Raw genomic sequence first — 13,374 nt, forward strand, 5'->3', positions numbered from 1 at the left:
CTCCTCGGTCCGGCTCAGCAGCCGTCGTAGCCCGCCGTCGGCATGGAGAGCCGGCGGTGCACATGGGCCTTCATGGCCGCGTCGTACGCCGGTTCGTCGAGCCCGGCCGTCTCCAGCCGTACGCCCCGGCGCTCGCACTCGGCCGTGAAGTCCCGCGCGGAGGTCAGCGCCCGGTCGAGGACCCGCTGGTTGGGCACGACGAACAGGTCGACCGCGCCCGCCTCGACGTCGGCCCACAGCATCCGGTGGTCGGGCCGCATCCCGTAGAACAGCAACTGGCGGCTGACGACATAGCCCTTGTCGGCCGCCCACCGCTCGCACATGGCGTGCTGGCTGCGGGTGTCGACCAGGAAGGGGTCGCTGTCGAGCTCCTCGAGCGGCGTCAGGCTGGCGATCGCCGCCACGCGTACGTCGTCCATGCCGCCGACCCTACTCCGATCGCCTCCAGGCGAGGAGGAGCGCATTTACGCTCGTAGGAGCAGCACGGGAGCGAGGAGGGCGGGCGGTGCCGGTGGAGGTCACCTGGTGGGGTCATGCCACCTGTACGGTCCAGGACTCGGGAGTGCGGGTGCTGACCGACCCGCTGTTCGTGCGGCGGCTCGCGCATCTGCGGCGGCGGCGCGGTGAGCTGCCGCCGCCGGCGGCCGCGCGGGCGGAGGCGGTGCTGGTCTCGCACCTCCACTCCGACCACCTGCACCTGCCGTCGCTGGCCCGGCTCGCGCCCGGTACGCGGCTGATCGTGCCGATGGGCGCGACCCGGGCGGTGCGGGGGCTGCGGAGGCTGGGCGCGGCGGGCGGGCTGCGGATCACCGAGGTGGCCCCCGGTGACGAGGTGAAGGTGGCGGAGCTGGTCGTCCGGGCGGTGCCGGCGCGGCACGACGGGCGGCGGCTGCCGGTGGGGCCGCACCTGTCCCCCGCGCTCGGGTATGTGATCCGCGGGGCGGCGCGCACCTACTTCGCCGGGGACACCGGGCTGTTCGACGGGATGGCGGCGGCCGTGGGCGAGGTGGACGTGGCGCTGCTGCCGGTCGGCGGGTGGGGCCCGTTCCTGGGGCCCGGGCACCTGAACGCGACCCGGGCGGCGGAGGCGCTGGCGGCGCTGGCGCCCCGGGCGGCCGTTCCGGTGCACTACGGCACGTACTGGCCGATCGGGCTGGACGGGGTGCGGCCGCACGAGTTCCACGCGCCGGGCGACGAGTTCGCGCGCCACGCGGCGCGTCTGGCGCCGGACGTGGCGGTGCACCTGCTGGGGCACGGCGAGAGCGTGCGGCCGGAGGTGTCCGGGTGATCGCGGCGGTGGCCCAGCTCCCGCCCGAGTCGACCCAGCAGGCGCTCGGCTATCCGGCGCTGTTCCTGCTGGTGGCGCTGGGCGCCCTGGTGCCGGTGGTGCCGACGGGGGCGATCGTCAGCTCGGCCGCGGTGGTGGCGTTCCATCAGACGTCGCCGGTCGCACTGCTGGTGGTCTTCCTGCTGGCGGCGGGCGCGGCGTTCCTGGGTGATGTGACGCTGTACTGGCTGGGCCGGCGCGGGGTGCGGTCGAAGAACGGTTCGCGCTGGCTGGTGGCGCTGCGGGAGCGGGCGGCGCCGGACCGGCTGGAGCAGGCGCAGGCCAGGCTGCGGGAGCACCGGGTGTCGGTGCTGGTGCTGTCCCGGCTGGTCCCGGCGGGCCGCATCCCGGTGATGCTGGCGTGCCTGCTGGCCGGGATGCCGCTGCGCCGCTTCGTGCGCGGCAACATCCCGGCGTGCCTGGCGTGGGCGGTGACGTACCAGCTCATCGGCATCCTCGGCGGCTCCCTCTTCGCCCGCCCCTGGCAGGGGGTCCTGGCGGCGGTGGCCCTGACGGTGCTGATCAGCGCGGTGCCGTCGGTGTGGCGGCGGGTGCGGAGGGCGTGACCCTGCCGGGCGGCGAGTGAGCCGAAGGGGCGCGACTGTGTCGAAAGGGAGAACGCGCGGAGGTCGTGAGGAACGAGCGACCGAGCACGATCGACCGTCGACACAGGCTGCGGCGCCCCGGAGGGGAACCCAGCCCTAGAAGGACAGCACGCGTGAGGCGCCGACGGGCAGGTCCCAGAGGTGGTCGCGGGGCAGGCCGGCCTGTTCCCAGGCGGCGCGGACGCGGGTGAGGGGTTCCATGACCGGTTCGGAGGAGAGCACGAACGTGGCCCAGTGCATGGGGGCCATGACGCGGGCGCCGAGGTCCTGGTAGGCCTGGACGGCTTCCTCCGGGTCGGTGTGGACGTCGCGGAGCCACCAGCGGGGGGCGTAGGCGCCGATGGGCAGGAGGGCGAGGTCGATGCCGGGGTGGCGGCGGCCGATCTCCTTGAACCAGTGGCCGTAGCCGGTGTCGCCCGCGAAGTACACGCGGTGCCCGTGCGGGTCGCCGATGACCCAGCCGCCCCACAGGGAGCGGCAGGTGTCGGTGAGGGTGCGCTTGGACCAGTGGTGGGACGGTACGAAGTCGAAGCGGACGCCCCGCAGTTCGGCGTGCTCCCACCAGTCGAGTTCGGTGACGCGGGTGAAACGGCGGCGGCGGAACCAGCGGCCGAGACCGGCGGGGACGAAGACGGGGGTGTCGCGCGGCAGCCTTCTGACGGTGGGGGCGTCCAGGTGGTCGTAGTGGTTGTGGCTGATGACGACGGCGTCGACGGGCGGGAGGTCCTCCCAGCGGACGCCGACGGGGGTGATGCGGGCGGGCGTGCCGAGGATGCGGCGGGACCAGACGGGGTCGGTCAGGACGGTGAGGCCGCCGACGCGGATGATCCAGCTCGCGTGCCCGGCCCAGGTGACAGCGACGGAGCCGGGCTCCACGGCGGGCAGGGGCTCGGGCCGGAACGGCAGGTGCGGGATGTCCCGGAGCCCTTCGGCGCTGGGGCGCACGGCGCCCTCGCGGGCGAGCCTGGCCATGGCGCGCACACCGGGGAGGGGCGCGGTGAGCCGGTCGGTGAAGGATCTCGGCCAGGTGCGGATCTGGCCGAGGGGGCGGGGATGGCCGCCTTCGGGGTGGCCGGCCGGGGCCCGGTCCGCCGGGGGGTGCTCGGTGGGTGCCGTCTGTTCCGTCATCTGCCAGCTCCGTTCACCGTGGTTCTCCAAGCTCGTGGAAAGCAGAACCGAACCTGTTCAACGCTTCCGCCACGTGCGGCGATTCCAGCGGCTCCGCCGCCGTGAGGGACTCCGTGCGCTCCTCGGGGGTTGCTCCGAGCAGCGGCCAGGTGGGCAGGCGTACGCGCAGCGCGCCGAGCTCGTCGCCGAACCGGTGGCCGCCGGGCGCGGGCACGCCCAGGCGGTCCGTCAGGTACGCCTCCAGTTCCATGGAGTCGGTCACGCCGCGCTCGGCGAGCCGGCCGCGCAGCGGGCCCAGGTCCACGTACAGGTGCCGCCCCGCCCGGGGCGGGAGGGCGAGCGCCCCGGCGGTCAGCACGGCGTGGTGCGCGGCGGCGGCCACGCGCGCGTGCAGGGCGGCGGTGGCCGCCGCGCGGGTGGTGACCGGTTCGGGTTCGCCGAGCGCGTGGGCGGCGGCCGCGGCGACGGGGGCGGCGACCTGCGCGCCGAGCGCGGTGAGCCGGTCGAGGGTGCGGGCGCGGCGGGCCGGGCCCGGCCCGGTGTGCGGGAAGCGGGCGATGGCGGCGGGCCAGCCGGCCGGGGTGAGCGAGCCGGCCAGGTCGCACAGGACGGTGACGTCGTCGGGGCACATCTCGGCGGGGCTGACGAGCACGGTGTCGTGGGGGTCGTGCAGGGTGTCGCGCCAGGTCTCGTCGCTGATGATGTGCAGGCCCTCGGCGACGGCCGCCTCGCACGCCTCGCGCACCACCTCGGGCGGGGCGACGGTGGCGGTGGGGTCGTCGGCCACGGAGAGCAGCAGGACGGCCGGGTGGCCGCCTTCGGCGCGCACGCGCCGTACGGTCTCCAGGAGCGCGAACGGGTCGGGCACGCCACCGCACTCGGCGGGCGTCGGCACGTGGTAGGCGGGCCGCCCCAGGAGCCGGGCCTGCGGGGTCCACCAGGCGGGGCAGGGCCGGGGCAGCAGGATGTCGCCGCCGTGGGCGGCCATGAGCGCCGACAGCAGCGGCTGGGCGCCGGGCGCGGCGGCGAGGTCCTCGGGGTGGCAGCGCAGTCCGCGCCGCCACCAGTAGCCGGCGGCGGCGTCGCGCAGGACGACGCCGCCGCCCGGCGGTTCGGGTTCGGTGCGGCCGGCGGCGGCCGAGAGGACGGCGGCCAGCTCGGGCAGGACGGGCAGGCCGGGCTCGGGCGCGGGTGGCCCGTAGCGGACGGGGCCGCGCCCCCGCGTGTCCGGCTGCCGCATGTCCTTACCTCCGCCGCTGGGTCTCCGCCGCTGGTGGTCCGGGGACATGTGCCCAGCCCTACAGCCCTTTATACGGAGGTTCCTCGCAAATCGCCGCTCCGCGGCGTCCGGGTTCCCCGTCACCGGCGCGGGACGCCCGGTGCCAGGCGGGCCAGTTCCTTCTCCAGGCCGCGCCCCCGGGTGCGGACGACGCCCGCCGCGACGTCCGCGAGCTTGCGGTTGGTGAGCTGGGAGACGTGCCGCAGCACCCGGTACGCCTCGTCGGCGTCGCAGCCCAGGACGTACATGACGATGCCGCCGGCCTGGTCGATCACCGGCCGGGAGCGGAGGGCCGTGGAGAGCTGGCCGACCTCGGTCAGGGCGGCGCGGTAGCGCCGGTCGCGGGCGAGGCCCGCCGTGATCTCCTCGCCGAGTATGGCGGCGCAGCCGTGCGCGGCGTGTTCCAGGGAGCCGGGCCGGAAGCCGTACAGGTTGAGCGTGATGTCCATGCCGGCGCGGTGGAAGGGGAGCGTGACGCTGGCCCGTACGCCGGAGCCGAGCGCCATCGCGCGGTAGTCGGGCCAGCGTTCGTCCGTCAGGAGGTCCTCCGCGTCGACCGGTTCGCCGCTGTCGAGGGCGGCGCGTATGGGGCCGTCGCCGGAGTCGAGCTGGACGGCCACGAGGGCCGCGAGGTCGGGGTGGGTGGCGCTGGTGCGGCGTTCGCCGTCACCGCCGCCGTCGCTGAGGGTGGCGACGGCCCCGCAGCAGGCGGGTACGGAGCGTACGCAGTGTTCGGCGAGTTGCTGGAGTTTCCGTACGGTGGACGCCGGCTCCAGACCTTCGAACTCCTGCTCGGGAAACATGGCGCGCTCTCCTCTCAGGCTGCGGCTGCCCCGTGCCCGCGGCACGAAACGGCCCGTACCCGCCCGCTCCCCGGTCCGGCTACGGTGCTTCCATGACGCAGACGGACGAGTTCGGCGAGGACCTCGCGGATTTTGTACGACGGGTCGCCGAGCTGCGCTCCGCCCGCGCTCTTCCGCCCGGCGAACAGCAGGGTGTCCTGGACGCGGCGCTCTTCGAACTCCAGCATGCGGCAGAGTCGCTCTGGCCGCGCTACGAGCGGCTGGCGGCCCGTGCCCCGGACGGCACGTCGGCCGACCGCCAGGAGCGGCAGTTGCTGAAGACGCTGTTCCAGCGGCTGCCGCTGCCGGTCGCGCTGGTCGACCGGGACACGGTGGTGCGCCGGATGAACTTCGCCGCGACGGGTCTGACCGGGGTCCGCGCGGGCTATGCCACGGGCCGTCCGCTGGCCGGGCTGCTGGTCTCGGGCGACCGGGGCCCGCTGCGCACGCAGGCGGCGGCCACGGCGCGCGGCGAGGGCGCCCGCAGCCTGACCGTACGGCTCCAGCAGCGGCCGCACGAGCCGGTGCGGGCCTCCCTGGTCGCCCTGCCGCTGCCGGGCGAGCCGCAGCCCACCGTGCTGGTGGTGCTCCAGCCGGGCGTGTCGGGGCCGGCGGCGCCGGCGGCCGGCGGGGCGGCGGGGCGCCGGCTGCTGCCGCCCGATCTGGCGGAGGCCACGCAGCGCGCCGAGATGATGGACCTGGTGGACGCGATGGCGTGCGCGCTGCTGACCTGTCCGCCGGGGGACCCGGACGCGGTGCTGAGTGCGGCCGCACGGGTGCTGCACGGCCGGTTCGCGGACTGGGTGGTGGCCGACACGGCCGGGGCGCGGCCGCTGCGCCGGGCCGTGGCGCTGGGGCCGGCCCAGGAGGCGTACGCGCCGCTGGTGAGGGCGGTCGCGGCGCAGGACCCGGCGGGCTGCCCGCTGGTGGTGGAGGTGGCCCGGGGCGGCTCGGCCTCGTTGCAGGTGCGGCCCGAGGACGTCCTCGCGTTCGGCGAGGACGCCTCGGGCGCGTCGGTGCTTGTGCGGGCCGAGGTGAGCTCACTGCTGTGCCTGCCGCTGCCGCTGGAGGACGGCGGCGTGCTGGGCGTGCTGACCCTGTTCCGTACGGGTGCGAGACGGGCGTTCTCGATGGCCGAGGGGCAGGCCGCCGATGTGATGTCCCGCCACATCGCGCTCGCTATGCGGCGACGTCCCGCATGATGTCCTCCCGCATCTGGGTGCAGCAGCGGCTGATCAGCCGGGACACGTGCATCTGGGAGATGCCGAGGTCCTCGGCGATGCGGCTCTGGGTCATGTCGCGGAAGAACCGCATGTAGAGGATTTTCTGTTCGCGTTCGGGCAGGTTGCGCAGGCGCGGCTTGACCGATTCGCGGTCGATGACGACGTCGAGGGCCGGGTCGGGGCCGCCGAGCGCGTCGACGAGGGTGTATCCGTCCTCGGTGCCGGGCAGCTCCGCGTCCAGGGACAGGGCGGTGAAGCTGTCCAGGGCCTCCAGTCCGGCGACGGCCTCCTCCTCGGTCATGCCGGCCTTCTTGGCGATCTCGGACACGGTGGGAGCGCGGCCTCCGACCGAGTGCGAGAGCTCCTGGTAGGCGGTGCGGACCCGGCCCCGCAGGTCCTGGACGCGGCGCGGGACGTGGAGGGTCCACATGTGGTCGCGGAAGTGGCGCTTGATCTCGCCCGTGATGGTGGGTACGGCGAAACTCTCGAAGGCCGCGCCGCGTTCGGGGTCGTACCGGTCCACGGCCTTCACCAGGCCGAGGGCGGCGACCTGCTTGAGGTCCTCCAGCGACTCGCCGCGGTTGCGGAAGCGGCCGGCGAGCCGGTCCGCCATGGGGAGCCAGGCGCGGACGATGTCCTGCCGGACGGCTTCCCGTTCCTCGCCCTCTGGCAGGGTGGCCAGGCGCTGGAACGCCTCGGCGGTGTCGGGGGCGTCGTCGTGCGGATGCTTCGTCTGAGCGAGGGTAGGCATGATGCTTTTCAGCTCCCTGAACGGTGCTGACGGTTGGCTGTCACCCCGAGGAGAGCTCCTTTCTCCGGGCAGGCGACACGCCCGGAGCGGATCGCCGCTCCTACGGACGTGCCTCCGGTCCGAAGCACGAGATGCGCATGCCCGGGGCGGACCCAGGCAAACTCCTCTTTCCATGCTGGCCGCCTCCGGGCGTTTCCGCTCTTCGGGGCCCGGTACCCGGGCCTGTGCCGCTGCGGCGCAACGGCTGTTACCGATGAGTAAGAAGTGACCACGAGGCCAGGAGGAGCGCTGATGAGCAAGGATGTCGCCGACCTGATTCTCGCGCGGCTGCGCGACTGGGACGTCGAGTGCGTGTTCGGCTATCCGGGTGACGGGATCAACGGACTGATCGCCGCCTGGGGCCGCGCCGAGAACCAGCCCCGGTTCATCCAGGCCCGGCACGAGGAGATGGCCGCCTTCCAGGCGGTCGGGTACGCCAAGTTCGGGCACCGGCTCGGGGTGTGCGTGGCGACCTCCGGGCCGGGCGCGATCCACCTGCTGAACGGCCTGTACGACGCCAAGCTGGACCACGTGCCGGTGGTGGCGATCGTGGGCCAGACCGCCCGCAGCGCGATGGGCGGCTCGTACCAGCAGGAGGTCGACCTCCACTCCCTGTTCAAGGACGTCGCCTCCGACTTCATCGCCACGGTGAACGTCCCCGAACAGCTCCCGAACGTCCTGGACCGGGCGATCCGCACCGCGTACGCGCGCCGCTGCCCGACCGTGGTGATCGTGCCGGGCGACGTCCAGGAGCTCGAATACACCCCGCCCACCCACGAGTTCAAGATGGTGCCCTCCAGCCTGGACCGCAGCGCCTGGACGGCCGTACCCGCCGACGACGCCCTGGAGCGGGCCGCCGAGGTGCTGAACTCCGGCGAGAAGCCCGCCATCCTGATCGGCCAGGGCGCGGCGGCGGCCCGCGCGGAGGTCGAGGAGGTCGCCGACCTGCTGGGCGCGGGCGTCGCCAAGGCGCTGCTCGGCAAGGACGCGCTGTCCGACGAACTGCCCTACGTCACCGGGTCGATCGGGCTGCTGGGCACCCGGCCCTCCTGGGAGCTGATGCAGGGCTGCGACACGCTGCTGACAGTCGGCTCCAGCTTCCCCTACAGCCAGTTCCTGCCGGAGTTCGGGCAGGCGCGGGCGGTGCAGATCGACCTCGACCCGCACATGGCCGGGATGCGCTACCCGTACGAGGTGAACCTCATCGGCGACGCCCGCGCCACCCTGCGCCGCCTGATCCCGCTGCTGCGGCGGAACAGGAAGCGCGGCTGGCGGGAGAAGATCGAGAAGTCGGTCCGGCGCTGGGAGGAGGTCATGGAGCGCAGGGCCGGTCTGAGCACCGACCTTGTGAACCCCGAGTACGTGGCGCGGGCGCTGTCGCCGCTCCTGCCCGACCGTACGCTGCTGACCTCCGACTCCGGCTCGGTGGCGAACTGGTACGCGCGGCACATCACGATGCGCGGCGACATGCGCGGCTCGCTGTCCGGGACCCTCGCCACGATGGGGTGCGGTGTCCCGTACGCGATCGGGGCGAAGTTCGCGCACCCGGACCGGCCGGTGGTGGTGCTGGTCGGGGACGGCGCCATGCAGATGAACGGGCTGGCGGAGCTGATCACGGCGGCCAAGTACCGGCACCAGTGGGACGATCCGCGGCTGGTGATCGGCGTGTGGAACAACCGGGACCTCAACCAGGTGACGTGGGAGCTGCGCGCCATGGGCAACGCGCCGTCGTTCCTGCCGTCCCAGGAGCTGCCGGACGTGCCCTACGCGCTGTTCGCCGAGTCGATCGGGCTGACCGGTCTCAAGGTGGAGAAGCCGGACGAGGTGGAGAGCGCCTGGCGGATGGCGCTGGCGGCGGACGGCCCGGCGGTCGTCGAGTTCGTCACCGACCCGTCCGTACCGCCGATCCCGCCGCATGCGACGTGGCAGCAGCTCGAGTCGACCGTCGCGGCCCTCGTGAAGGGCGACGCCGAGCGTGGCGCGGTCGTGAGGCAGGGGCTGAAGGCGAAGATGCAGGAGTTCCTGCCGGGCGGGAAGGCGTGACCGTGCCGGCCTCCTCACCCGTGGTCGCCGGTTCCGGCCCCGGCCCCGGCCCCGGTTCCGGTTCCGGCAGCATGAGTTCCTCGTAACGCCCCATCGCCATGATCACGGCGAGCATCACGGGCGGCAGCAGCAGGGGAACCAGTACGGATAGCAGTCCCATGACCCGGTCCTTCCGTCAGGGGCCGGGTCTCCCCCGTGACGGAAGACAAACCCTCGGTGACGCAAGCGGGCGGAACACGGCAGGCGGCCGGACACGCGGGGGCCGGAACAGCCTTCGGGCGCGGACCGCCGTCCGCGCCCGAGACCTTTTCTTCCCTGTCACCCATTGGCCGCTCGGCCGCACCGGCGAGTCCCCCACTCCCCCGGCCCCAAACCCGGGTTTGCCTCCGCCGGGCCGGGTACCCGCCCGGCGACCGCACACGGAAGATCGTGGAGGGCGCCATGCAGCGAGGCAGCGACCGGCTCAGCCGCCGCCAGGACGATGAGATGAAACACCAGCTCAAGGGGCTGCTCCGGTCCGGGCACCCGACCAGGACCGAGGAGTGGCACGACCCGGAGCCGGTCGCCGAGGACGACCCGGAACTGGCACCGCCCCGGGTGCACACCGACCCGTTCGAGGCGCTGCGCCTGGAGCTGGGCCGGCATCTGGCACGTACGCCGTTCCCGGCGCACCGCGGCGACCTCCTGCGCATCCTGCGGGAGCGCCACGCGCCCGACCCGCTGATGGAGCGGGTGGCGTCGCTGCCCGGCGACCGCACCTACCGCAGCGTGCAGGACGTGGCCGTGGCACTGGTGAGGCCACCGCACCCCGCGTAACCGGGCATGAAGGGACCCGGGGCGGGTACCCCGGGCGGCGTCATCCGAAGGGAAAGAGGCGAGGGAAGAGGCAGGAGGGCGGACGGCCATGGCACAGCTCGTGAGGGACGTCATGACGCCCGGGGTGGCGGCAGTGCGCCCCGACGCGTCACTCGTCGAGGCGGCCCAGCTCATGCGCGCCCAGGACATCGGGGATGTGCTGGTGGCGGACGGCGACCGGCTCCTGGGCGTGGTCACCGACCGCGACATCGCGCTCCGCGCGGTCGCCGACGGCGCCGACCCCCTCACGGTGAACGCCGTGTCGGTGTGCACGCCGGACCCGGTGTGCGTCGCCCCCGACGACGAGGTGGCGTCCGCCGTGGACCTCATGCGGCGCCATGCCGTCCGCCGGCTGCCCGTCGTGGAGGACGGCCGCCCTCTCGGCATGGTCAGCATCGGGGACCTGGCCGTGTCGCAGGACCCGCACTCCGTCCTCGCCGACATCAGCCGGGCCGAGCCCAACACCGGCACCTGACAGAGCCAGAAAGGATCCACCGTGCAGATCGCGTTTCTCGTGGCGCCCGAAGGCGTCGAACAGGTAGAGCTCACCGACCCCTGGCAGGCGGTGAAGGACGCCGGAGACACGCCCGTCCTCGTCTCGACCAAGCCGGGCGAGATCCAGGCGTACAACCACCTCGACAAGGCGGACACCTTCCCCGTCGACCGGACCGTCGCCGACACCTCGGCGGGCGACTTCGGCGGCCTGGTGCTGCCCGGTGGCGTCGCCAACCCGGACTTCCTGCGGATGGACGAGAAGGCCGTCTCCTTCGTCCGGGAGTTCTTCGAGGCGGGCAAGCCGGTCGCGGCGATCTGTCACGGGCCGTGGACCCTGGTGGAGGCCGATGTGGTGCGCGGCCGGCGGCTCACGTCCTGGCCGAGCCTGCGGACCGACATCCGCAACGCCGGCGGTGAGTGGGTCGACGAGCGGGTCGAGGTCTGCGAGGCACAGCCCAGCACGCTGGTCACCAGTCGCAAGCCGGACGACCTCAAGGCGTTCTGCGAGGCGTTCACGGCCGAGTTCGCCAAGGCGGCCAAGGTCTCCGCGAGCGGCTGATCCCGGTCCCCACGCCAGACCGGCTCCTCGTCCCGCGCGGCGGACGAGGAGCCTCGTCGTGTCACGCCCCGGCCGGAGCGGGCCGCCCGTCCCCCGTCCCCCCGGCCCCCGTCCCCCTGGCCGCCCCTCTCCCCGGCCGCCCATCCCCCGGTGGTCGGCCCCGCCTCGCGCCGCGCACCGCGTGGGGGAAGAGTGGACGGGGTGATGCCGGTGACGTCGTACGGACCCACGGAGGTGCCCCCGGATGCCGAACCCCCATGTGCCCAGCTCGCTCCTCGCCCGGCACGGTGAGGCGCTCGACCTGTTCGGCGAACGGGTGCACGCCGTCCGCCCGGACCAGTGGGACGCCCCGACGCCCTGCACCGACTGGTCGGTCCGCGACCTGGTCAACCACCTGACCGCCGAGCAGTTGTGGGTGGTCCCCATGCTGCGGGAGCGGCGCACCGTCGCGGACGTCGGCGACGCCTTCGAGGGCGACGTCCTGGGCGACGACCCGGTCGCCGTCTGGGACCGGGCGGCGGCGGAGTCCCGCGCGGCGTTCCTGGAGAAGGGCGCCCTGGACCGGACGGTCCACCTCTCCTACGGGCCGACGCAGGCCACCGCGTACTGCTCGCAGATGACCTCGGACCTGGTCATCCACGCCTGGGACCTGTCCCGGGCGATCGGCGCCGACGAGCGGCTGCCGCACGAGCTGGTCGAGTTCACCGTACGGGAGGTGTCCCCGTACGCGGACGAGCTGGCCGGGAGCGGCCTGTTCGCCCCCCGGCTCAAGACGCCGCCGGACGCCGACGAGCAGACGAGGCTGCTGGCGATGGTCGGACGCGAAGCGTGACCTGTGTGGCCCGTGGTCTGTCGGGTACCCGTCCGGGACGCACATTCCGGCCTCCGGGAGGGAGCCATGCAACTCGCCTTTCTCACCCCCCTCTTCGACCGCCCCGGGCCGTGGGCCAGCGTGTATCTGGACACGTCCCGGATCGACGAGTCCACGCAGGAGCGGCGGGAACTGCAAGCCAGGGACGCCTGCCGGGCGCTCGCCGCCCAAGGGTGCGACCCGGCCACCGAGCGCGCCGTGTACGAGGCGCTGACGAGTGGGCCCCGCCCGCCGGGCGAGGCCGGGCGTGCGGTGTTCGCGGCCCACGGCGAGGTCGTCCTCGATCCGCCGCTGACGCGCCGCCCCCTCGCCCCCGCCGACGTGACGTGGGCCGCGCTGCCCCGGCTGACGCCGCTGCTGGACCTGGCGGCGCAGGAGCCGGTCTGCCTGGTCGCCTACATCGACCGCACCGGCGCGGACCTGGAGCTGCGCAGTCCGCTCGGCGGGCGCCCCGCCGGTCATGTGGAGGGCCGTGACTGGCCGATCCACCGCACCGGCTCGGCCGACTGGTCCGAGCGTCACTTCCAGCTCAGCGTGGAGAACACCTGGGACGAGAACGCGGAGCGGATCGCCGAGGCCGTGGCCGAGTGCGAGGAGGAGACCGGCGCCGATCTGATCGTGCTGGCCGGTGACGTCCGTGAGCGGCACTCCGTGCACGAGCGGCTGCCCGCGGAGTTCCGCCCGCTGGCCGTGGAGAGCGAGCACGGGAGCCGGGCGGCGGGCGCGGGCAAGAGCGTGCGGCTGCTGGACGAGGACGTGGAAGCGGCCCGGCAGGAGCACCTGCGGCGGCAGGCCGAGGAGGAGCTGGACCGCTTCCGGGCGGCGCGCTCCAGCGGCGGCGGCGCGCCGAGCGCGGCCGAGGGTGTGCCCGCGCTGGTCGAGGCGGCCCGCGAGCACCGGATCGCCGAGCTGCTCATCCGGCCCGAGGGGCCCGACGCGCACCGCGAGGTGTGGGTGGGCGCCGAGCCCGACCAGATCGCGGTGCGCCGCAGCGACACGCACTACCTGGGCGAACTGGAGCCGCTGCCCGCCCGCGCCGATGACGCGCTGCTGCGCTCGGCGATCATGACGGGCGCGGAGGTGCTGCGGGTCCGGCCCGAGGTCGAGGACGACGTCCCGGTCGGCGGCCTCGGCGCGCTGCTGCGCTGGCCGTACGCCGAGAAGGAACGCGAGCGGGAGGCGGCACCCGCCTGACGCGCGGGCCCATCCGCTTGACGCCTGCGCCCCCACCGCCCCTCACGCGTGAGCCCCTCGCGCATGGGCCCGTCCGCCCGACGCCTGGGGTCCACCTCACACGCGTGGGGCCGCCCCGCGCGTACCCCGTACCTCACGCGTGGGCGCGTGAGGTACGGGGTAC

14 protein-coding genes are annotated in these 13,374 nt (G+C 74.2%); 9 read left to right on the plus strand and 5 right to left on the minus strand.

Annotated elements, in window-relative coordinates; all coding sequences use genetic code 11:
* Positions 1 to 14: 14 nt before the first annotated feature.
* On the minus strand, positions 15 to 419 hold the full coding sequence (locus ACZ46W_RS03195; RefSeq protein WP_468330451.1) for a hypothetical protein: 405 nt from the start codon (positions 417 to 419) through the stop codon (positions 15 to 17).
* Between the two features lie 86 nt (positions 420 to 505).
* Here ACZ46W_RS03195 and ACZ46W_RS03200 point away from each other — a divergent pair, with 86 nt between their 5' ends.
* Positions 506 to 1,288: an MBL fold metallo-hydrolase gene (locus tag ACZ46W_RS03200; protein WP_468330454.1), complete on the plus strand. Its 783-nt coding sequence runs from the start codon at positions 506 to 508 to the stop codon at positions 1,286 to 1,288.
* Positions 1,285 to 1,893, plus strand: a complete 609-nt coding sequence (locus ACZ46W_RS03205; RefSeq protein WP_468330457.1) for a DedA family protein — start codon at positions 1,285 to 1,287, stop codon at positions 1,891 to 1,893. Before ACZ46W_RS03200 ends, ACZ46W_RS03205 begins: the two co-directional genes overlap by 4 nt.
* Before the next feature lie 135 nt (positions 1,894 to 2,028).
* Here ACZ46W_RS03205 and ACZ46W_RS03210 read toward each other — a convergent pair whose 3' ends face one another.
* The 3 genes from ACZ46W_RS03210 to ACZ46W_RS03220 form a co-directional block, all read right to left on the minus strand.
* Entirely contained in the window at positions 2,029 to 3,060 is a 1,032-nt protein-coding gene (locus ACZ46W_RS03210) for an MBL fold metallo-hydrolase (protein ID WP_468330460.1), read from the minus strand.
* 13 nt (positions 3,061 to 3,073) lie between these two features.
* On the minus strand, positions 3,074 to 4,300 hold the full coding sequence (locus ACZ46W_RS03215; RefSeq protein ID WP_468330463.1) for an aminotransferase class I/II-fold pyridoxal phosphate-dependent enzyme: 1,227 nt from the start codon (positions 4,298 to 4,300) through the stop codon (positions 3,074 to 3,076).
* Positions 4,301 to 4,419: 119 nt separating this feature from the next.
* Positions 4,420 to 5,142, minus strand: a complete 723-nt coding sequence (locus ACZ46W_RS03220; protein ID WP_468330467.1) for an ANTAR domain-containing response regulator — start codon at positions 5,140 to 5,142, stop codon at positions 4,420 to 4,422.
* 92 nt (positions 5,143 to 5,234) lie between these two features.
* Between ACZ46W_RS03220 and ACZ46W_RS03225 the strand changes: the two genes are divergently transcribed.
* On the plus strand, positions 5,235 to 6,383 hold the full coding sequence (locus ACZ46W_RS03225; RefSeq protein ID WP_468330470.1) for a PAS domain-containing protein: 1,149 nt from the start codon (positions 5,235 to 5,237) through the stop codon (positions 6,381 to 6,383).
* Here ACZ46W_RS03225 and ACZ46W_RS03230 read toward each other — a convergent pair.
* A complete protein-coding gene (locus ACZ46W_RS03230; RefSeq protein ID WP_366126372.1) occupies positions 6,361 to 7,155 on the minus strand; it encodes an RNA polymerase sigma factor SigF in 795 nt (264 codons plus the stop codon). The genes ACZ46W_RS03225 and ACZ46W_RS03230 overlap by 23 nt on opposite strands.
* A 291-nt stretch (positions 7,156 to 7,446) precedes the next feature.
* Between ACZ46W_RS03230 and ACZ46W_RS03235 the strand changes: the two genes are divergently transcribed.
* The 6 genes from ACZ46W_RS03235 (at position 7,447) to ACZ46W_RS03260 (ending at position 13,211) form a co-directional block, all read left to right on the plus strand.
* Entirely contained in the window at positions 7,447 to 9,237 is a 1,791-nt protein-coding gene (locus ACZ46W_RS03235; RefSeq protein ID WP_468330474.1) for a thiamine pyrophosphate-requiring protein, read from the plus strand.
* A 441-nt stretch (positions 9,238 to 9,678) separates the two neighbouring features.
* Positions 9,679 to 10,053, plus strand: coding sequence for a DUF2795 domain-containing protein (locus ACZ46W_RS03240; protein WP_366126374.1), 375 nt, complete (start codon positions 9,679 to 9,681; stop codon positions 10,051 to 10,053).
* Positions 10,054 to 10,141: 88 nt separating this feature from the next.
* The gene (locus ACZ46W_RS03245; protein ID WP_468330478.1) at positions 10,142 to 10,567 is read left to right on the plus strand and encodes a CBS domain-containing protein; all 426 of its coding nucleotides are present in this window, start codon (positions 10,142 to 10,144) and stop codon (positions 10,565 to 10,567) included.
* A gap of 21 nt (positions 10,568 to 10,588) precedes the next feature.
* Entirely contained in the window at positions 10,589 to 11,146 is a 558-nt protein-coding gene (locus ACZ46W_RS03250) for a type 1 glutamine amidotransferase domain-containing protein (RefSeq protein ID WP_468330481.1), read from the plus strand.
* A gap of 244 nt (positions 11,147 to 11,390) precedes the next feature.
* A complete protein-coding gene (locus tag ACZ46W_RS03255; RefSeq protein WP_468330484.1) occupies positions 11,391 to 11,978 on the plus strand; it encodes a TIGR03086 family metal-binding protein in 588 nt (195 codons plus the stop codon).
* Positions 11,979 to 12,044: 66 nt separating this feature from the next.
* Positions 12,045 to 13,211 carry a baeRF2 domain-containing protein gene (locus ACZ46W_RS03260; RefSeq protein ID WP_468330487.1) on the plus strand — a complete coding sequence of 389 codons (1,167 nt, stop codon included), beginning with the start codon at positions 12,045 to 12,047 and terminating at the stop codon, positions 13,209 to 13,211.
* Positions 13,212 to 13,374: the final 163 nt, after the last annotated feature.

It is taken from the genome of Streptomyces sp. NPDC031064 (assembly GCF_055570965.1).

Coding starts and splice junctions, on each gene's coding strand:
- ACZ46W_RS03210 (WP_468330460.1), bottom strand. CDS start 3,060: ATGACGGAACAGACGGCACCCACCGAGCACCCCCCGGCGGACCGGGCC.
- ACZ46W_RS03225 (WP_468330470.1), top strand. CDS start 5,235: ATGACGCAGACGGACGAGTTCGGCGAGGACCTCGCGGATTTTGTACGA.
- ACZ46W_RS03220 (WP_468330467.1), bottom strand. CDS start 5,142: ATGTTTCCCGAGCAGGAGTTCGAAGGTCTGGAGCCGGCGTCCACCGTA.
- ACZ46W_RS03240 (WP_366126374.1), top strand. CDS start 9,679: ATGCAGCGAGGCAGCGACCGGCTCAGCCGCCGCCAGGACGATGAGATG.
- ACZ46W_RS03260 (WP_468330487.1), top strand. CDS start 12,045: ATGCAACTCGCCTTTCTCACCCCCCTCTTCGACCGCCCCGGGCCGTGG.
- ACZ46W_RS03235 (WP_468330474.1), top strand. CDS start 7,447: ATGAGCAAGGATGTCGCCGACCTGATTCTCGCGCGGCTGCGCGACTGG.
- ACZ46W_RS03230 (WP_366126372.1), bottom strand. CDS start 7,155: ATGCCTACCCTCGCTCAGACGAAGCATCCGCACGACGACGCCCCCGAC.
- ACZ46W_RS03245 (WP_468330478.1), top strand. CDS start 10,142: ATGGCACAGCTCGTGAGGGACGTCATGACGCCCGGGGTGGCGGCAGTG.
- ACZ46W_RS03195 (WP_468330451.1), bottom strand. CDS start 419: ATGGACGACGTACGCGTGGCGGCGATCGCCAGCCTGACGCCGCTCGAG.
- ACZ46W_RS03215 (WP_468330463.1), bottom strand. CDS start 4,300: ATGCGGCAGCCGGACACGCGGGGGCGCGGCCCCGTCCGCTACGGGCCA.
- ACZ46W_RS03255 (WP_468330484.1), top strand. CDS start 11,391: ATGCCGAACCCCCATGTGCCCAGCTCGCTCCTCGCCCGGCACGGTGAG.